The organism is Bradyrhizobium shewense (assembly GCF_900094605.1).
GTDB lineage: Bacteria > Pseudomonadota > Alphaproteobacteria > Rhizobiales > Xanthobacteraceae > Bradyrhizobium > Bradyrhizobium shewense.
Genome location: NZ_FMAI01000010.1, coordinates 268,947 through 287,500, shown reverse-complemented (window position 1 = coordinate 287,500; position 18,554 = coordinate 268,947). Strand labels below are relative to the sequence as shown.

11 protein-coding genes, 2 tRNA genes, 2 rRNA genes and 1 riboswitch (1 of these 16 only partly in view) are annotated in these 18,554 nt (G+C 63.2%); of the genes, 7 read left to right on the top strand and 8 right to left on the bottom strand.

Translation table 11 applies throughout. From position 1 onward, the window contains the following. The 4 genes from GA0061098_RS21080 to GA0061098_RS21065 form a co-directional block, all read right to left on the bottom strand. Window positions 1-333, bottom strand: a 23S ribosomal RNA gene (locus GA0061098_RS21080); its annotated part reaches 2,532 nt to the left of the window's first position; the annotation flags it as partial. 413 nt (window positions 334-746) lie between these two features. After that, window positions 747-822, bottom strand: a tRNA-Ala gene (locus GA0061098_RS21075). Window positions 823-855: 33 nt separating this feature from the next. Beyond that, window positions 856-932 (bottom strand) — tRNA-Ile (locus GA0061098_RS21070). A gap of 192 nt (window positions 933-1,124) precedes the next feature. Continuing rightward, window positions 1,125-2,613, bottom strand: a 16S ribosomal RNA gene (locus GA0061098_RS21065). A 1,157-nt stretch (window positions 2,614-3,770) separates the two neighbouring features. Between GA0061098_RS21065 and GA0061098_RS21055 the strand changes: the two genes are divergently transcribed. Together GA0061098_RS21055 and GA0061098_RS21050 are read left to right on the top strand one after the other, a co-directional pair. Continuing rightward, window positions 3,771-5,834, top strand: a complete 2,064-nt coding sequence (locus GA0061098_RS21055; RefSeq protein WP_038948503.1) for a M23 family metallopeptidase — start codon at window positions 3,771-3,773, stop codon at window positions 5,832-5,834. A gap of 153 nt (window positions 5,835-5,987) precedes the next feature. After that, window positions 5,988-7,607, top strand: a complete 1,620-nt coding sequence (locus tag GA0061098_RS21050) for an NHL repeat-containing protein (RefSeq protein ID WP_091960311.1) — start codon at window positions 5,988-5,990, stop codon at window positions 7,605-7,607. A gap of 92 nt (window positions 7,608-7,699) precedes the next feature. Here GA0061098_RS21050 and clpB read toward each other — a convergent pair whose 3' ends face one another. Beyond that, window positions 7,700-10,339: an ATP-dependent chaperone ClpB gene (gene clpB, locus GA0061098_RS21045; protein WP_091960307.1), complete on the bottom strand. Its 2,640-nt coding sequence runs from the start codon at window positions 10,337-10,339 to the stop codon at window positions 7,700-7,702. 240 nt (window positions 10,340-10,579) lie between these two features. Here clpB and GA0061098_RS21040 point away from each other — a divergent pair, with 240 nt between their 5' ends. Beyond that, on the top strand, window positions 10,580-11,368 hold the full coding sequence (locus tag GA0061098_RS21040; protein WP_091960304.1) for an MOSC domain-containing protein: 789 nt from the start codon (window positions 10,580-10,582) through the stop codon (window positions 11,366-11,368). Between the two features lie 129 nt (window positions 11,369-11,497). Here GA0061098_RS21040 and GA0061098_RS21035 read toward each other — a convergent pair whose 3' ends face one another. Beyond that, complete coding sequence (locus GA0061098_RS21035; protein WP_091960299.1) at window positions 11,498-12,172, bottom strand: TIGR02594 family protein; 675 nt, start codon at window positions 12,170-12,172, stop codon at window positions 11,498-11,500. A gap of 216 nt (window positions 12,173-12,388) precedes the next feature. On the opposite strand from GA0061098_RS21035, the gene GA0061098_RS21030 reads away from it, so the two are divergent. After that, window positions 12,389-13,252: an alpha/beta fold hydrolase gene (locus tag GA0061098_RS21030; protein ID WP_091960295.1), complete on the top strand. Its 864-nt coding sequence runs from the start codon at window positions 12,389-12,391 to the stop codon at window positions 13,250-13,252. Window positions 13,253-13,374: 122 nt separating this feature from the next. Here the strand turns inward: GA0061098_RS21030 and metW are convergent, their stop codons facing one another. Together metW and metX are read right to left on the bottom strand one after the other, a co-directional pair. Next, complete coding sequence (gene metW, locus GA0061098_RS21025) at window positions 13,375-14,037, bottom strand: methionine biosynthesis protein MetW (RefSeq protein ID WP_091960292.1); 663 nt, start codon at window positions 14,035-14,037, stop codon at window positions 13,375-13,377. A 2-nt stretch (window positions 14,038-14,039) separates the two neighbouring features. Further along, complete coding sequence (gene metX / locus GA0061098_RS21020) at window positions 14,040-15,239, bottom strand: homoserine O-acetyltransferase MetX (RefSeq protein WP_091960386.1); 1,200 nt, start codon at window positions 15,237-15,239, stop codon at window positions 14,040-14,042. Window positions 15,240-15,330: 91 nt separating this feature from the next. Continuing rightward, window positions 15,331-15,410: riboswitch (SAM riboswitch) on the bottom strand. A 156-nt stretch (window positions 15,411-15,566) separates the two neighbouring features. On the opposite strand from metX, the gene GA0061098_RS21015 reads away from it, so the two are divergent. The 3 genes from GA0061098_RS21015 to GA0061098_RS21005 are packed head-to-tail and all read left to right on the top strand — an operon-like array spanning window position 15,567 to window position 18,481. Further along, window positions 15,567-16,415: a chorismate mutase gene (locus GA0061098_RS21015; RefSeq protein WP_091960290.1), complete on the top strand. Its 849-nt coding sequence runs from the start codon at window positions 15,567-15,569 to the stop codon at window positions 16,413-16,415. A gap of 36 nt (window positions 16,416-16,451) precedes the next feature. Further along, the gene (gene hisC, locus GA0061098_RS21010) at window positions 16,452-17,549 is read left to right on the top strand and encodes a histidinol-phosphate transaminase (protein WP_038948510.1); all 1,098 of its coding nucleotides are present in this window, start codon (window positions 16,452-16,454) and stop codon (window positions 17,547-17,549) included. After that, window positions 17,546-18,481, top strand: a complete 936-nt coding sequence (locus GA0061098_RS21005; RefSeq protein ID WP_091960287.1) for a prephenate/arogenate dehydrogenase family protein — start codon at window positions 17,546-17,548, stop codon at window positions 18,479-18,481. The genes hisC and GA0061098_RS21005 overlap by 4 nt, the downstream gene beginning before the upstream one ends. Window positions 18,482-18,554: the final 73 nt, after the last annotated feature.

The following is an 18,554-nucleotide window of genomic DNA, read 5'->3' as shown; positions in this document are numbered from 1 at the left end:
TTTCCTCCAGGTACTTAGATGTTTCAGTTCCCTGGGTTTGCTTGAAACCTCCTATGTATTCAGAAGTCTCATACCTTCTCTTGATAACCGGAAATCCAAAACCTCTTCGATCGAAATCTAAAGGCCTGGCTTCTCACATTATCTGATCGAACCCCACACCGTTGTCTTTCGACAAAGGTCTTGGAGTTCCGGCTATCGAAGGTGGGTTTCCCCATTCGGAAATCCATGGATCAAAGCTTCTTCGCAGCTCCCCACGGCTTATCGCAGCGTAGCACGTCCTTCATCGCCTCTCAGCGCCAAGGCATCCACCGAACACCCTTAAGGCACTTGATTGCTCTCATTATCAATGTCCACACACTCGGCAGAATGTTGTCTGCAGAATTACCTTGCGGCACGCGCCCTTGATGAACGCTATCTGCAGCCGGACAATGATTAGAAAGACCAGCTTGCTTCGTAAGATCGTTCCGATAGCGAGGCGGTCAAGCTTCGCTAAAAGGATCATTTACAACTCGCTTGTCTCTCCAGAGCAGCCTTGTGAGCTACCCTTGAAAGACGCACGAGCGCCGAAATGATCCGGAGATAATGAAGTCTCGCGTAGCAATTGCTTGCTGCACGATCCAACTCGGATCGATCTCCTCTTTACGATGTCAGAAATCACGCAACTTGCTGTCTATCCAGACTAGCAAGATGCGAAGTGATGTTTCGCGGACGATTTAGGTGCACGATCAGTCGATGATCAAACCATCTGGTGGAGCCAGACGGGATCGAACCGACGACCTCATGCTTGCAAAGCACGCGCTCTCCCAGCTGAGCTATGGCCCCGTAACCAGAAGACGAATGCTCACTCGATGAAAGTGGTGGGCCTGGGAAGACTTGAACTTCCGACCTCACGCTTATCAAGCGCGCGCTCTAACCAACTGAGCTACAAGCCCCTAACGCATATCCAGTCAAGGACCAGGGATCCTGCAAGCTTGCAGCCCCAGCGCGTGTTCGTCCGCGAAGAAAGAGAAACGAAGACGGCGAAATCCCGCCAATGCAGCTCAACAATCCTGACGATTGTTGGCCACTGATGTTTCTAAAACGATCCGATAGTGAGCCGAAGCTCGCTGAAGGATCATCCTTAGAAAGGAGGTGATCCAGCCGCAGGTTCCCCTACGGCTACCTTGTTACGACTTCACCCCAGTCGCTGACCCTACCGTGGCCGGCTGCCTCCCTTGCGGGTTAGCGCACCGTCTTCAGGTAAAACCAACTCCCATGGTGTGACGGGCGGTGTGTACAAGGCCCGGGAACGTATTCACCGTGGCGTGCTGATCCACGATTACTAGCGATTCCAACTTCATGGGCTCGAGTTGCAGAGCCCAATCCGAACTGAGACGGCTTTTTGAGATTTGCGAAGGGTCGCCCCTTAGCATCCCATTGTCACCGCCATTGTAGCACGTGTGTAGCCCAGCCCGTAAGGGCCATGAGGACTTGACGTCATCCCCACCTTCCTCGCGGCTTATCACCGGCAGTCTCCTTAGAGTGCTCAACTAAATGGTAGCAACTAAGGACGGGGGTTGCGCTCGTTGCGGGACTTAACCCAACATCTCACGACACGAGCTGACGACAGCCATGCAGCACCTGTGTTCCAGGCTCCGAAGAGAAGGTCACATCTCTGCGACCGGTCCTGGACATGTCAAGGGCTGGTAAGGTTCTGCGCGTTGCGTCGAATTAAACCACATGCTCCACCGCTTGTGCGGGCCCCCGTCAATTCCTTTGAGTTTTAATCTTGCGACCGTACTCCCCAGGCGGAATGCTTAAAGCGTTAGCTGCGCCACTAGTGAGTAAACCCACTAACGGCTGGCATTCATCGTTTACGGCGTGGACTACCAGGGTATCTAATCCTGTTTGCTCCCCACGCTTTCGTGCCTCAGCGTCAGTATCGGGCCAGTGAGCCGCCTTCGCCACTGGTGTTCTTGCGAATATCTACGAATTTCACCTCTACACTCGCAGTTCCACTCACCTCTCCCGAACTCAAGATCTTCAGTATCAAAGGCAGTTCTGGAGTTGAGCTCCAGGATTTCACCCCTGACTTAAAGACCCGCCTACGCACCCTTTACGCCCAGTGATTCCGAGCAACGCTAGCCCCCTTCGTATTACCGCGGCTGCTGGCACGAAGTTAGCCGGGGCTTATTCTTGCGGTACCGTCATTATCTTCCCGCACAAAAGAGCTTTACAACCCTAGGGCCTTCATCACTCACGCGGCATGGCTGGATCAGGGTTGCCCCCATTGTCCAATATTCCCCACTGCTGCCTCCCGTAGGAGTTTGGGCCGTGTCTCAGTCCCAATGTGGCTGATCATCCTCTCAGACCAGCTACTGATCGTCGCCTTGGTGAGCCATTACCTCACCAACTAGCTAATCAGACGCGGGCCGATCTTTCGGCGATAAATCTTTCCCCGTAAGGGCTTATCCGGTATTAGCACAAGTTTCCCTGTGTTGTTCCGAACCAAAAGGTACGTTCCCACGCGTTACTCACCCGTCTGCCGCTGACGTATTGCTACGCCCGCTCGACTTGCATGTGTTAAGCCTGCCGCCAGCGTTCGCTCTGAGCCAGGATCAAACTCTCAAGTTGGACTTGAACTTTGAACCGGCTGATCACAACGTTTGACGAGGTCCCACCATTATCGACCGAAGTCGATGTGCTGCCTGCGATTCACATCGCGGGCAACGATGGTGTTTCCTTTGAAACGTGTACCGCCGAAGTCTTTCGTCCGGTCCCGACCAGAAAAGCCGAAGCTTTTCAGGAGCGAGACCCGCAAGGACTCCGCCGTCCACGTTTCTCTTTCTTCATCTTCACTTGTCAAACAGCCCGAGACCGTGGAGGTCTCAACCTTCCTGAGAGGAAGGGTTCCGACACCCTTACCGACGATGGATGAACTCCAATCGACTTACGTCGACTGTTGTGTCACTCAACAAGGTGAGGAGCATCAGTGGCGCGTTCGCTCGCCTTGGTCAGTGACCCGGCGGCGCCGCGCTCAGTGGTCGGGTTATAGGCCCCCGCACTCGGGATTGTCAACGCCCATTGTCAACAAATCGTCGCACGGTGGATTGTCGCGAAAAACAACGTGTTTCCAGATGGTTATAAGGACCGCGGATGCGTCGATCCGATCGGGACGGTGAAAAAACTTGAAAAAAGTTTGGGCTCCAGGGGGCTCCGGAGCCGACCTGGGAGGGGTTGTGGGTGGGGACTGGGAAGCGACCTGGCAAGGCACCTGGCAAGCCACTTGGGAAGCCACATGGGAACGGCTTGGCGAGTCGATTAGCGCGCGGGTCGGGATCGACACAGGGTACTTGGGGAGGGCTTGAGGGGCGGCTTACCGTAATACCTTCGCGGTGGGAAGCGGCTTGCAGCACCCTCTCGGGAGGCCCCCGCCCTCCGGCCGTTCAGGAAACTTTTTCGATGACAGGCGCCGTACTTGAGCCACAATCCCGCGGCGTTCTGATAAGAGACAAGCTTGAATCGCAGGGATGCCAGTGGGGGCTGCCGGCGGTTTTCATGGGGTCAGAGGAAGGCGATCTTGCAGATGACGCGGCCTTCCTCCGACATTCGAGAGACATCGAGAGAGCTTCACCCGTCCAGCTGTTCGTAATTTCGGCCGGCCCCATCCGAGGGGCCTTCTGAGCACGGGCGCCTGCGCGGCTTGCCTTTTCCGGCGATCCCCCTTCAAGAGGGCGACCAGGACAAGGTTCGAAAGCGGGTATCTTGGGTCGTTGATTGGGGGACTTGCGTTGAACCACAGGACTTCACGCGGCGCTTACGGGCGTGAGACCGGGATCATCGATCTCGGCCACGAGCCGCCGCTGTCCGTCGATGGTTCTGAAGCCGCCGTAATCGACCGCCGCCGCGTCTCTGTGCAATGGTTCAGCGGGACAATTTTGACCGGACTCTGCGGCGCAGCCCTGATCGGCGGCGCCGTTTTCGCATCGCTCGACGGCGAGATGACCTTCGCCAAGGTGCCGGAGCGGGTCGAGGGCGCGCTGCGCGGTGCATTCGGAGCCGCCGATCGCGCCGCCACGCTGCACAAGAGCGACCGCCTGCCGCCGCCGAGCGAATCCACGGCGTCCCGCAACATCATGCGCGTCTCCACGGTGGCCCGCGTCGGCAACCGCGACGTGATGCGGGTGCGCCCGTTCGTCCGGATCGCCGGCAATCTGTCGATGACGACGAGCGACCTGTCGGCGAAGATCCCGCCGTTCAACGCCCAGCGCCTGCTCACCGACGTCGGCTCCGATCCGAAGACCGCATCCGACGATCCCAACAATCCCGAAGCGGTCGAGCCCGACGCCGAGGTGTCCTTCGTCACCAAGGACCTGTCGCCGGTGCTGCCGAAAGCCAAGATTTCCGCGGTCGTGGCGCTCGACGACATCCTGATGCGGGTGCGCGATGCCGCCAACTGGCGCGGCAATGGCGGGGTGCGCTACGCCTCGCTCGCCAATGCCGCAGCCGACGTCTCCGGCGCGACCGGCCCATCGGACATCAGAAGCGCCTACGCCGCCGAAGCCTCGCCGTCCGATCCCTATGCCGGCTTCGAGACGCGCGTGGTGCCGGAAAACGTCACGCTACTGCCCAAGACCAAGGAGCAGATCACCGGCGGCAATCCCAACGGCGAACGCGTCCATCTGGTCAAGAAGGGCGACAGCGTCGCCTCGGTGCTGCGCGATCTCGGCGCAAACGCCGACGAGATCAAGGCGATCACCGCAACGCTCGGCCCCCGCGGCCGCGACGGCGGCCTCAAGGACGGCGAGAAGCTCCGCATCCTGATGGCGCCGGCGAGTCCTGGCGCCCGCCTCCAGCCCTATCGCGTCGTCGTCGCCAACGAGACCATGGTCGAGGCGATCGCGGCGCTGTCCGATCTCGGCAAATACGTCGCGGTCGACGTCTCCAGCATGAACACCGTCGCCGATGCTGCGGCCAGCGCCAGCAGCGACGACGACGATGATGACGACGGCTCCGGCGTGCGGCTCTACCAGAGCATCTACGAGACCGCGATGCGCAACAAAGTGCCGATGCCGGTCATCGACGACATGATCAAGATCTACTCCTACGACGTCGATTTCCAGCGCAAGGTGCAGCCGGGCGATTCCTTCGACGTGTTCTACGCCGGCGAGGACGAGGGCGTGACGTCGACGGAGAAGAACGACGTGCTGTTCGCCTCTCTCACGGTCGGCGGCGAGACCAAGAAATACTACCGCTACCAGAGCCCCGACGACGGCGTGGTCGACTACTATGACGAGACCGGCAAGAGCGCGAAGAAATTCCTGGTCAGAAAGCCCGTCAACAACGCCATCATGCGCTCCGGCTTCGGCGGCCGCCGCCACCCGATCCTGGGCTATGTGAAGATGCACACCGGCGTCGACTGGGCCACCGCCTACGGCACGCCGATTTTCGCCTCCGGCAACGGCGTGATCGAGAAGGCCGGCCCCGAAGGCGGCTACGGCAAATATATCCGCATCAAGCACAACAACGGCTACGAGACGGCCTATGGCCACATGTCCGCTTTCGCCAAGGGCATGGAGATCGGCAAGAAGGTGCGACAGGGCCAGGTGATCGGCTTCGTCGGCTCATCCGGCCTGTCGACCGGGCCGCACGTCCATTACGAGATCCTGGTCAACGGCCGCTTCGTCGATCCGATGCGCGTGAAGCTGCCGCGCGGCCGTTCGCTCGAGGGCCCGATGCTCGCAGGCTTCGAGAAGGAGCGCGACCGGCTCGACGGCATGATGAGCGGCCGCGGCGGCGCCATCGCCCGCATGTCGGATGCGACCGGCGGCCCGTTGCAGGTCAGCAACCGCTAATTGCAACCGGCCGACATCGGCCGGACATCTCCAGAGACGATCCGAATTCGACGTTCTCGCGCGAGGCCCCGCTTGGCGGCGTCTCAACGTCAAGTTTCGTTTGCCAAAGCGGCACCAGGGGCGAATACTTTCCAAAAAACGGGAGGTCTCGCCATGAAGAACAGGCTCGCCTGCGCAGCATTCGTCGCTGCCCTTTTCGCCACCACGAGCGCATCGGCCGAGACTTGGGAGGTCACCAAGCTGGTCCAGGGCTCGGCATTCCATGGCGTGCATGGGCTCGGCATCGACAAGGCCGGCCATCTGTTCGCCGGCAGCGTCGCCGGCGCGGCGCTGTACGAGGTCGACCTATCAGGCGGTACCGCCAAGGTTGCAATCCCCTCGCCGATCGGAATGGCCGACGACATCGCGTTCGCGCCCGACGGCACCATGGCCTGGACCGGATTCCTCACCGGCGATCTCTATGCGCGCAAGGGCGACGGCCCGATCAAGAAGCTCGCCAGCGGCCTTCCCGGCATCAACTCGCTGGCTTTCCGCAAGGATGGCAGGCTCTACGCCACCACTGTCTTCCTCGGCGACACGCTCTACGAGATCGACATCGAGGGCGTCAAACCGCCGCGCCAGATCATGGAGAAGATGGGCGGCCTCAACGGCTTCGAGTTCGGTCCCGACGACAAGCTCTATGGTCCGCTCTGGTTCAAGGGCCAGGTCGCAAAAGTCGACGTCGACAAGGCCGAGCTGACGGTCGTCGCCGACGGCTTCAAGGTCCCGGCCGCAGTGAACTTCGATTCCAAGGGCAATCTCTTTGTGGTCGACACCGCACTCGGCCAGCTCGTCCGGGTCGATCCCAAATCGGGCGCCAAGACCATGGTCGCGCAATTGAAGCCGTCGCTGGACAATCTCGCCATCGACGACAAGGACCGCATCTACGTCTCCAACATGGCCGACAACGGCATTCAGGAGGTCGATCCCGCGACCGGCCAGGCCAAGCAGATCATCATCGGCAAGCTCGCTTTGCCCGGCGGCATCGGCGTCACCTCGGAGAACGGCAAGGATACGATCCACCTCGCCGACGTGTTCGCCTATCGCACGGTGGACGGCGCAACCGGCGAGGTCACCGAAAAGGCGCGCATGCACGCCGCAGGCACCACGCTGGAATATCCGATGAGCGCGACGGCGCGAGGCAACGACGTGGTGCTGTCGAGCTGGTTCACGGGCACGGTGCAGGTGATCGACGCCAAGACCGGCGCGACGCGCGACATGCTGCATGGCTTCAAGGCGCCGCACGATGCGATCGTGCTCGCCGATGGCGGCATTTTGGTCGCCGAGCTCGGCACCAAGTCGCTGGTCAAGGTGAGCGGCGAGCACGGCAAGGACCGCACCACGCTGATCGGCGACCTCGAGGGCCCGGTCGGGCTCGTTCGTGGCAAGACCGACGAGGTCTACGTCACCGAGGCCTTTGCAGGCACCGTGTCCCGGATCGACAGCAACGGCGAAAAGACCGTGGTCGCCAAGGAGCTGAAAATGCCCGAAGGCATCGCACTCGGCAGCGACGGCACGCTGATCGTCGCGGAGGTCGGCGCCAAGCGACTGATCGCGATCGTGCCGGAAAGCGACAAAATCACCGAGATCGCGGCCAATCTCCCGATCGGCCTCGCGGGCGCACCCGGCGGCCTGCCGACCAACATTCCGACAGGCGTGGCGGTCGGGGCGAACGGGGTGATCTATTTCTCGTCCGACATCGAGAACGCGATCTACAAGGTGACGAGAAAATAGCGATCGGCCGGCGGGCAAGCCGGGCAAGAACAATTCGCCCCGGAGAGGTTGACCTCTCCGGGGCGATAATGTTTATCGGCGACCGCCCGCGTTCAGTTCAGCTTCCGCTTCGCCACCGGCGCCTCGAACTGGGTGATCTCGGCGGTCTGCGGCGCCTTGCCGTTGAAGGTCAGGACGTTGCCTTCGGACGAGATCGCGACACTGTCACCGTCCCTGATGTCGCCGGCCAGGATCATCTCGGCGAGCGGGTCCTGGACGTGACGCTGGATCACACGCTTCAGCGGCCTTGCGCCGTAGGCGGGGTCCCAGCCCTTGGCGGCGAGCCAGTCGCGGCCGGCAGCATCGAGCGTCAGCACGATCTTGCGATCGGTCAGAAGCTTCTGCAGCCGCGCGAACTGGATCTCGACGATCCGGCCCATCTCGCTCCGCTGCAAGCGGTGGAACAGGATGATCTCGTCGACGCGGTTGAGGAATTCGGGGCGGAAATGCCCGCGCACCATTGCCATCACCTGCTCGCGCACGGCCGAGGTATCCTCGCCCTCCGGCTGGTTCACCAGGAATTCCGAACCGAGGTTCGAGGTCATGATGATCAGCGTGTTGCGGAAGTCGACGGTGCGGCCCTGGCCGTCGGTCAGGCGGCCGTCGTCGAGCACCTGCAACAGGACGTTGAAGACGTCGGGATGCGCCTTCTCGATCTCGTCGAACAGCACCACCTGATAGGGCCGGCGCCGCACCGCTTCGGTGAGCGCGCCACCTTCGTCATAACCGACATAGCCCGGAGGCGCACCGATCAGCCGCGAGACCGAGTGCTTCTCCATGTATTCGGACATGTCGAGGCGGACCATCGCGGTCTCGTCGTTGAACAGATACTCCGCGAGCGCCTTGGTCAGCTCGGTCTTGCCGACGCCGGTGGGCCCTAAGAACATGAACGAGCCCGTGGGGCGGTTCGGGTCCTGCAGGCCCGCGCGCGAGCGACGCACGGCGGTTGCGACCGCGCGCACGGCCTCGGCCTGGCCGACGACGCGGGTGCCGAGCTGCTCCTCCATCTTCAGGAGCTTTTCCTTCTCGCCCTCCAGCATCTTGTCGACGGGCACGCCGGTCCAGCGCGAGACCACCTGGGCAATGTGGTTGGCGGTGACCGCCTCCTCCATCATCTCGCCGGAGCCTTCACGCGCCTCGATATCCGCAAGCTGCTTCTCGAGCTGCGGGATCCGGCCATAGGCCAGCTCGCCGGCCTTCTGGAATTCGCCGCGACGCTGGGCGTCGGCGAGATCGACACGCAGGGCGTCCAGCTCCGATTTCAGCTTCTGGGCGTTGGAGAGCTTGTTCTTCTCCGCGCTCCAGCGTGCCGTCAGCGCCGCGGACTTCTCCTCGAGCTCGGCGAGCTCCTTTTGGAGCGCCTCAAGACGGGACTTGGAGCCGGGATCGCTTTCCTTCTTGAGAGCTTCCTGCTCGATCTTGAGCCGGATGATCTCGCGGTCGAGCGAATCCAGCTCTTCCGGCTTGGAATCGACCTGCATCTTCAGCCGCGCAGCCGCCTCGTCCATGAGGTCGATCGCCTTGTCGGGCAGGAAACGGTCGGTGATGTAACGGTTGGACAGCGTCGTCGCGGCCACGAGTGCGGAATCGGTGATCCGCACGCCATGGTGCTGCTCGTACTTGTCCTTCAGGCCACGCAGGATCGAGATGGTATCTTCAACCGAGGGCTCGCTGACGAAGATCGGCTGGAAGCGCCGCGCCAGCGCGGCGTCCTTCTCGACGTGCTTCTGGTACTCGTCGAGCGTGGTCGCGCCGATGCAGTGCAGCTCGCCGCGGGCGAGCGCGGGCTTGAGCAGGTTCGAGGCGTCCATCGCGCCGTCGCCTTTGCCGGCGCCGATCAGCGTGTGCATCTCGTCGATGAAGAGGACGAAATTTCCCTCGCTCGCGGTCACCTCCTGGAGTACGGCCTTCAGCCGCTCCTCGAACTCACCGCGGTATTTTGCACCCGCGATCAGCGCGCCGAGGTCGAGCGAGAGCAGCTTCTTGTCCTTCAGGCTCTCCGGCACGTCGCCGTTGACGATGCGCAGCGCCAACCCTTCTGCGATGGCGGTCTTGCCGACTCCGGGCTCGCCGATCAGGACGGGATTGTTCTTGGTCCGGCGCGAAAGCACCTGGATGGTGCGGCGGATCTCCTCGTCGCGGCCGATGACCGGATCGAGCTTGCCGTCGCGCGCGGCCTGGGTCAGGTCGCGGGCATATTTCTTCAGCGCGTCGTACGCGTTCTCGGCAGTGGCCGAGTCGGCCGTGCGGCCCTTGCGCAGGGCCTCGATCGCCGCATTGAGGTTTTGCGGGGTGACGCCGCCCTTGGCGAGGATGGTGCCGGCCTCGCTGGTCTTTTCCAGCGTCAGGCCGAGCAACAGCCGCTCGACGGTGACGAAGCTATCGCCAGCCTTCTCGCCGGCCTTTTCGGCGGCATCAAAAGTGCGGGCGAGCTCGGGCGCCAGATAGATCTGGCCGGCGCCGCCGCCACTGACCTTCGGCACCTTGCCGAGGGCATCCTCGGTCGCCTTCAGGATTGCACGGGAATTTCCGCCGGCGCGGTCGATCAGGCCGGAAGCGAGGCCCTCATTATCGTCCAAGAGGACCTTGAGCACGTGCAGGGTGGAAAACTGCTGGTGCCCCTCGCGCATCGCGAGCGACTGCGCTGACTGGACGAAGCCCCTGGAGCGTTCGGTGTATTTGTCGATATTCATCTTTTCTGTCCCTCGGCCTGCCCCTGGAGCCCTCTAAGGCACTCCAAACGGCATCTTCATTGGGTTTCCGATTACCGCATTGACGTTTCTCAACCGGTAACGGTCGTGTTTTTGCCGACGTTGCCGCCGGCCTGAGGCAGATGTGGGAAGCAGGTTGCGGATGCGAAAGAGGCCAGTTCACAATTTCGTGCGCTGATCCGCCGGCTTGGCGGGGCCGGGTCGAATCCCTTAAGTAGCGGCATGACAGCCAGCCAGACCGCCGAGATCACCGGCCTTTACCGCTACCCGATCAAGGGCCTGACACCGGAGCTCCTGCACCGCGCCCCCTTGCGGACGGGCCAGACCCTGCCCGCCGACCGCCGCTACGCCATCGAGAACGGTCCGAGCGGCTTTGATCCCGAACGGCCCGAGTGGAGGCCGAAAATCCAGTTTCTGATGCTCGCGCGCAATGAGCGCCTTGCCGAGCTCGACAGCCGGTTCGACGACGCCACCAATGTCTTGACCATCCGCAGGGACGGCCAGACCGTCGCCAGCGGCGACCTCGAGAGCGCCGCCGGGCGCGCCGCCATCGAGAGGTACTTCGCGGAGAACTTTCAGCCGGAGCTAAAGGGCCCGCCGAAGCTGCTGTCCGGCCGCGACCACAGCTTCTCCGACCTCGCCCGCAAGGTCGTCTCCATCATCAATCTCGGCAGCGTCCGCGCCATCGAGACAATGCTGGGCGGCACCGCCGTGAATCCCCTGCGTTTCCGCGCCAATCTTTATGTAAAGGGCTGGCCGGCCTGGTCGGAGCTCGATCTCGTCGGCCAGACGCTGGCGATCGGCGCGGCGCGCCTGAAAGTGGTCAAGCGCATCGTCCGCTGCCCGGCCACCAATGTCGACCCGGTGACGGCCAAGCGCGATCTCGAGATACCGCCGACGCTCTCGCGCAATCTCGGCCACATGGACTGCGGCATCTATGCCGAGGTGATCGAAGGTGGCGAGATCGGCGTCGGCGATGCGATCGCGTTGGAAGAGCCGAAGCTGGTGTGAGCTTCGTAGGGTGGGTTAGCCGAAGGCGTAACCCACCACTGTCTGTCACCGCAGAAACAGAAGAGGTGGGTTACGCCAGCGGACCGCGCTTCGCGTGACCGCTAGCTAACCCACCCTACGCACCTCACCTCAGTTCGGCATCACATAGGCATAGATCCGCCCGCGCGAGACCGGCGCTTCGCGGACGCGGTTGCCGTTGTTGCCGGAGATCATGATCGGATTGCCCTGCGCGTCGATGCCGGTGATGATGCCGACATGACCGCCGCGGCGGCCGCGCGACATCACCGCGATGGCGCCGACCTGCGGGCCGGAGACACGGGTGCCGTAACGCGCGAACGAGCTCGCCATGTCGGAGCCCGAGCCCTTATGGCCAGTGTGCTCCAGCACCAAGTTCATGAAACGCGCGCACCACAGGCTGCCGCGCCCGGTCGGATTTCCGCCGACATAGCGGCGCGCCTCGGATACGAGGTTTGATCCGCCGCCGAAGCCGCCGCTATTGGCCGTTGCGGTGTTAACCATGGCGTTGTGGGCCATGCCGCCGCTATTGGCGTTCGGATCATAGCTCGCCTGAGTGTCGGCGAATCCGCTCGCCCGCAACTGCGCCGCGCTGCGCTCGAAGCGCGAGCTGCGTGCATGGTGGCGGTAGTGATGATGTCTGGCGTGGTGCACGTGTGCGTGCCGCTCTGCGCTATGACGATGATGCGGCCGCGCTGAGGCCGGAGAAACGAACGCGGCAACCGCCGCGAAGAAGATCGCCAGCGCGACAACACAACGCGACAGGCGAGACGCAAACAACTCAAACATTCTTCATCCTTCGTTGACACCCCACTTCCCAATCGGCCCGTGCAACGGCCGACATCGGTCTGGCCGTTAAGCCGCCCGATGTGGCGAGAAAAAGACTGCCGCGCCGGTGAATGGCTGCGATGATTTTGTGCCGATACTGGCTTGAGGCTGCCGCATTGCCGACAACAGCATTAACTGCAATCCTGCAAGGGCGGCTTAAAGAGAGGGAAACGGTTAATGCCCCACGCCACGACCAGGGACGACGTCCGCATCTATTTCGAAGAAGCGGGTCAGGGAACGCCGATCATTTTTCTGCACGAGTTCGCGGCCGACCACACCAATTGGGAGCCGCAGATGCGCTACTTCTCGCGCGGCCACCGCTGCATCACCTATTCGGCCCGCGGCTACACGCCGTCGGACGTGCCTGAAGGCGAGGTTTACAGCTACACGCATTTCTATAGCGATGCGATCGCGGTGCTCGATCATCTCAGGATTGAGCGCGCGCATCTGGTCGGCCTGTCGATGGGCGCCTACTCCTCGCTCCAGATCGGGCTCAACGCGCCGCAGCGCGCGCTGTCGATGACGCTGGCCGGCGTCGGCTCCGGTTCGGAGATCGAGAATTTGGAGGCCTGGCGCAAGCAGTGCCGCGCCAATGCCGAGCAGTTCGAGACGCTGGGCTCCGTCGAGGTCGCAAAGGTCACGCGCGAGGCGCCGAGCCGGATTCCCTTCCTGGTGAAGGATCCCCGCGGCCACGCCGATTTCTACGCCGCGCTGGCGCGCCACGATTCCAGGGGATCGGCAAACACGATGCGCGGCTTCCAGGGCGGCCGCCCCTCGATCTACACAATGACGGATGCGATCAAGCGCGCATCGACGCCGGCGCTGATCATCTGCGGCGACGAGGACGATCTATGCTTCGGACCGAGCCTGTTCCTGAAGAAGCATCTGCCCGCGGCGGGGCTCGCGATGTTTCCGAAGTCCGGCCACGTGCTCAATCTCGAAGAGCCCGCGCTGTTCAACGAGACGGTGGCGCGGTTCGTGGCGCTGGTTGAGGCCGGCCGCTGGCCAGCGCGCGATCCCAGATCGCTGGCGGCGCATTAGAGCGAAGGCGTCGCCAAACGCTCCGTTTTGTAGCCCGGATGGAGCGCAAGCGTAATCCGGGATTCTCGAGCGCGGCACGACCTGCCCCGGATTGCGCTCCGCTCCATCCGGGCTACGGGAAACTACTTCCCGCCGCCGCGGCTGAGCAGAAACACCGCCTGCTCGCCGAACATGTTCCACACCCACCAGGGCAGGTTCAGCGGCACCGGGCGGCCGTAGAGATCGAGCGCAACCGATCGCTCCATCTTGACGTTGATCTCGTCGCAGAGCTGCACGAAATCCTTGATGGTGCAGAAATGGATGTTGGCGGTGTCGTACCAGGTCGCCGGCAAATTCTCGGTGCGCGGCATGTGGCCGCCGACCAGGAGCTGGAGCCGCATCTTCCAGAAACCGAAATTCGGGAACGAGACGATGGCGCGTCGGCCGATGCGCAGTAGATTCTCCAGCACCACGCGCGGCTGCCGCGTCGCCTGCAGCGTCTGCGACAGGATCACGTAGTCGAAGGCGTCATCCGGATAATTGACGAGATCGGTGTCGGCATCACCCTGCACCACCGCAAGGCCCTTGGCGACGCAGCGGTTGACGCCCTCGCGCGACAGCTCGATGCCGCGGCCGTCGATGCCGCGGGTCTCCAGCAGCTGAAGCAGGTCGCCCTCGCCGCAGCCGACGTCGAGCACTTTCGAGCCCGGCTTGACCATCTCGGCGACCAGCAGATGATCGGCGCGAAACTGGCCGGACGATCCGGTCGCGACGCCGTTCAACGGCAGCACTTCCTGTACAGACATGACTAGCCGTCCCTGGTGAGCCCGCGCGCCTTGCCCGCCGATTGCAGGAAGGCGCGGGAGATGTCGAAGAATTCGGGCACGTCGAGCAGGAAGGCGTCGTGGCCGCGATCGGTCTCGATCTCGGCGAACGACACCCGCGCGCTCGAGGCATTCAGCGCGTGCACCAGCGCGCGCGATTCCGAGGTCGGAAACAGCCAGTCGCTGGTGAAGGAGACCACGCAGAAGCGGGTCGCAATTCCCGCGAACGCCTTTGCCAGCACGCCGCCATGGTCGGCGGCGATGTCGAAATAATCCATCGCGCGCGTCAGATAGAGATAGGAATTGGCATCGAAACGCTCGACGAAGGACGAGCCCTGGTAGCGTAGATAGGACTCGACCTGGAACTCGGCGTCGAACGAGAAGGTCGGCAGCTCGCGGTCCTGCATACGCCGGCCGAACTTGCGATGCAACGCCGCGTCCGAGAGATAGGTGATGTGCGCCGCCATCCGCGCCACCGCGAGCCCGCGATGCGGATGGATGCCGTGATCGGCATAGCCGCCGCCGTGCCAGTCTGGATCGGCCATCACGGCCTGGCGGCCGAGTTCGTGGAAGGCGATGTTCTGCGCCGAGTGCCGCGTCGAGCAGGCAATCGCCAGCGCGGAGAACACGCGGCCCGGATAGGCGGCAGTCCATTGCAGCACCTGCATGCCGCCCATCGAGCCGCCGACCACCGCAAACAGCGTGTCGACGCCGAGCCGGTCGACCAGCATCGCCTGCGCACGCACCATGTCGGGAATGGTGATGACGGGGAAATCGAGGCCCCAGACCTTGCCGGTGGCAGGATTGATCGACGCCGGCCCGGTCGAGCCCATGCAGCCGCCGATCACGTTGGAGCAGATGATGAAGTAGTGCTTGGGATCGATGGGGCGGCCGGGGCCGACCAGCGTTTCCCACCAACCGGGCTTGCCGGTGACGGGATGCACATTGGCGACATGCTGATCGCCGGTCAGCGCATGGCAGATCAGCACCGCGTTGGAGCGATCGGCGTTGAGCTCGCCATAGGTCTGGTAGGCGATCTGGAACGGGGTGAGATCGACGCCGCAATCGAGCCGCAGCGGCTGCTCGGCGCCGAAATGCGCGATCTGCGAGCTTGGATGATCCACCTCGTGCGACCGTTCGTCGGCGCTGATCGCAGGACTCGGTATCGACTTGACGCCACCCATCTGACCATCGACCTCGTTTGCGATCAAACGCGTGATCGCCACTTGCATCAGGCCATGAAAAACCCGGCCTGAACGATAGGTTCGGCCGGGATCGGAAGCGTCCCCGGCCTGTTTAGCGAGTTTTTTAACGTGGCTGCAAGCCGGCCGGCTCAAATGACCACGGAACGGGCAAAAGCTACCGTCTTGGGCGGTTTTCGTCAAGTCGCGGCCCGGATCGGCCCAATTCGTCTCTCTCGCGTCGTCCGAAAAGGACGTGATTTCTCTTTGCTTTCGCCGTCCCGACTGCCTAATCAGGACATCCCCCATCGAAACCATCGACAGCCAGACATGTCCCAACGTCCGCCCGCGCCACCATCGCTCCAGGAACTGCGCAAGGAGATCGACGCGATCGACGAGGGCATGCATCGCCTGCTGATGCAGCGCGGCGACATCATCGACCGCCTGATCCAGGTGAAGCAGACCCAGGAGGTCGGCTCGGCGTTCCGCCCCGCGCGCGAGGCCGCCATGATGCGCGAGATCGTGCAGCGCCATCGCGGCATCCTGCCGCTCGACACGGTCGAGAGCATCTGGCGCGTCATCATCTCGACGTTCACCTATGTGCAGGCGCCGTTCTCGGTGCATGCCGACATCTCGGCGAGCGAGCCGGCGATGCGCGATTCCGCGCGCTTCCATTTCGGCTTCACGGTGCCTTACGTCGCGCATTTCAGCGCGCAGGCCGCGGTCGAGGCGGTGGCGAAATCCAAGGGCGATCTGGCGCTGGTGTCGGCGACGTCGAGCCGCACGCCATGGTGGCTCTTGCTCGAAACGGAAGGCGCGCCGAAGATCATCGCGCGGATGCCCTTCGTCGAGCGCGACGATCATCCGGCGGCACTGCCGGTGTTCGCAATTTCGCGCGTCGCCGACAGCGCCCTGGTGACGGAGGTCGAGACCTTCAGCGTCCGCGTCTCCGGCTGGAACGCCGAGGTCGCGCGCGCCCTGTCGCCGCTCGCCGAGATCGTGGCGGTGCCTGATACCGCCTTCGACGGCGCGGCGCTGCTTGTCTCGGTCACGAGTGCGACCAGCATCGACAAGATCAGGGCTGCCCTGATCGAGGCGGGGGCCTCGGTGCGCTCCACGGCCCTCGTCGGCAGCCACGCAACGCGCTATACGGTGCCCCCGACCGGGGCGAAATCGTAAATCGCACGCCGCGCCCCGCCATTCTCGGAGTTCAAGATGTCCCGCCCCGTGCCGAATCCCGGCATTCTCGATATTGCGCCCTACACGCCCGGCAAGAGCCCGGTGGCGGAGCCGGGCCGCAAGGTGTTCAAGCTGTCGGCCAACGAGACGCCGTTCGGGCCCTCGCCCAAGGCAATCGAAGCCTTCAAGCACGTGGCGGACCACCTGGAAGACTATCCGGAAGGAACCTCGCGCGTGCTGCGCGAGGCGATCGGCCGCTCGTTCGGGCTCGACCCCAACCGCATCATCTGCGGCGCCGGCTCGGACGAGATCCTCAATCTGCTGGCGCACACCTATCTCAGCCAGGGCGACGAGGCGATCTCCACCACGCACGGCTTCCTGGTCTACCCGATCGCGACCATGGCGGTGGGCGCCAAGAACGTCGTCGCTCAGGAGACCAACCTCACCTGCGACGTCGACGCCATCCTCAAGGCGGTGACGCCGAAGACAAAGCTGGTCTGGCTCGCCAATCCCAACAATCCGACCGGCACCTATGTGCCGTTCGACGAGGTCAAGCGCCTGCGCGCCGGCCTGCCCTCGCACGTGCTGCTGGTGCTCGATGCCGCCTATTGCGACTACGTCTCGCGCAACGACTACGAGATGGGGATCGAGCTGGTCGCCACCACCGAGAATACGGTGGTGACGCACACCTTCTCCAAGATCCACGGCCTCGCCGCGCTGCGCATCGGCTGGATGTTTGGCCCCGAGCACATCATCGACGCGGTCAACCGCATCCGCGGCCCGTTCAACGTGTCGACGCCGGCAATGTATGCCGCGGTCGCCGCGATCGAGGACACCGCGCACCAGGCGATGTCGAAGCAGTTCACCGAGACCTGGCGCAACTGGCTGACCGAGGAGATCGGCAAGCTCGGACTGAAGGTAACGCCGAGCGTCGCCAATTTCGTGCTGATCCACTTCCCGACCGACAAGGGCAAGACCGCTGACGATGCCGACGCCTTCCTGACCAAGCGCGGCCTGGTGCTGCGCGGCTTAAAGAATTACGGCCTGCCGCATTCGCTGCGCATGACCATCGGCACCGAGGAGGCCAACCGCCTCGTGGTCGACGGCTTGCGCGACTTCATGGCCGGCAAATGAGCAGCGCACCGCACTTCCAGCGCGTTGCGCTGATCGGCTTCGGCCTGATCGGCGGCTCGATCGCGCGCGCTGCGAAGCTCCAGGGCCTTGCGGGCGAGATCGTCACCACCGCGCGCTCGGAGAAGACCCGCGCGCGGGTGATGGAGCTCGGTATCGTCGACCAGGTCGTGGCGACCAATGCGGAAGCGGTGAAGGATGCCGATCTGGTCATCCTCTGCATTCCCGTCGGCGCCTGCGGCGAGGTCGCGCAGGAGATCGCCGCGCATCTGAAGCCCGGCGCAATCATCTCCGACGTCGGCTCGGTCAAGGGCGCCATCGTCAGGGACATGGCGCCGCATCTGCCGAAGACCATTCATTTCGTGCCGGCGCACCCCGTGGCGGGCACCGAGCATTCGGGGCCGGATTCAGGTTTCGCCGAGCTCTTCATCAATCGCTGGTGCATTCTCACCCCGCCGGAAGGTGTCGATGCGGCCGCCACCGATCGCCTGCGCGCCTTCTGGGCGGCGATGGGCGCCAAGGTCGAGGTGATGACGCCGGATCATCACGATCTCGTGCTCGCGATCACCAGCCATCTGCCGCATCTGATCGCCTACACCATCGTCGGCACCGCCGACGAGCTGGCGCAGGTCACGGAGTCCGAGGTGATCAAGTTCTCCGCCGGCGGTTTCCGCGATTTCACCCGCATCGCGGCGTCCGATCCGACGATGTGGCGCGACGTCTTCCTCGCCAACAAGGAAGCCGTGCTGGAGATGCTCGGCACCTTCACCGAGGATCTCGCAAAACTCACCCGCGCGATCCGGCGCGGCGACGGCGAAGCGCTGTTCGACCATTTCACCCGCACCCGCGCCATCCGCCGCGGCATCGTCGAGATCGGCCAGGATTCGGCGGCCGCGGATTTCGGTCGGCAGCATGGTGCGCTGAAGAAGCCGTGAGTTCGTAGCCCGGATGGAGCGCAAGCGTAATCCGGGATTCTTGATCGCGGCTGGCACCGTCCCGGATTGCGCT

Coding starts and splice junctions, on each gene's coding strand:
- GA0061098_RS21050 (WP_091960311.1), top strand. CDS start 5,988: ATGAAGAACAGGCTCGCCTGCGCAGCATTCGTCGCTGCCCTTTTCGCC.
- clpB (WP_091960307.1), bottom strand. CDS start 10,339: ATGAATATCGACAAATACACCGAACGCTCCAGGGGCTTCGTCCAGTCA.
- GA0061098_RS21040 (WP_091960304.1), top strand. CDS start 10,580: ATGACAGCCAGCCAGACCGCCGAGATCACCGGCCTTTACCGCTACCCG.
- GA0061098_RS21035 (WP_091960299.1), bottom strand. CDS start 12,172: ATGTTTGAGTTGTTTGCGTCTCGCCTGTCGCGTTGTGTTGTCGCGCTG.
- GA0061098_RS21030 (WP_091960295.1), top strand. CDS start 12,389: ATGCCCCACGCCACGACCAGGGACGACGTCCGCATCTATTTCGAAGAA.
- metW (WP_091960292.1), bottom strand. CDS start 14,037: ATGTCTGTACAGGAAGTGCTGCCGTTGAACGGCGTCGCGACCGGATCG.
- metX (WP_091960386.1), bottom strand. CDS start 15,239: ATGGGTGGCGTCAAGTCGATACCGAGTCCTGCGATCAGCGCCGACGAA.
- GA0061098_RS21015 (WP_091960290.1), top strand. CDS start 15,567: ATGTCCCAACGTCCGCCCGCGCCACCATCGCTCCAGGAACTGCGCAAG.
- hisC (WP_038948510.1), top strand. CDS start 16,452: ATGTCCCGCCCCGTGCCGAATCCCGGCATTCTCGATATTGCGCCCTAC.
- GA0061098_RS21005 (WP_091960287.1), top strand. CDS start 17,546: ATGAGCAGCGCACCGCACTTCCAGCGCGTTGCGCTGATCGGCTTCGGC.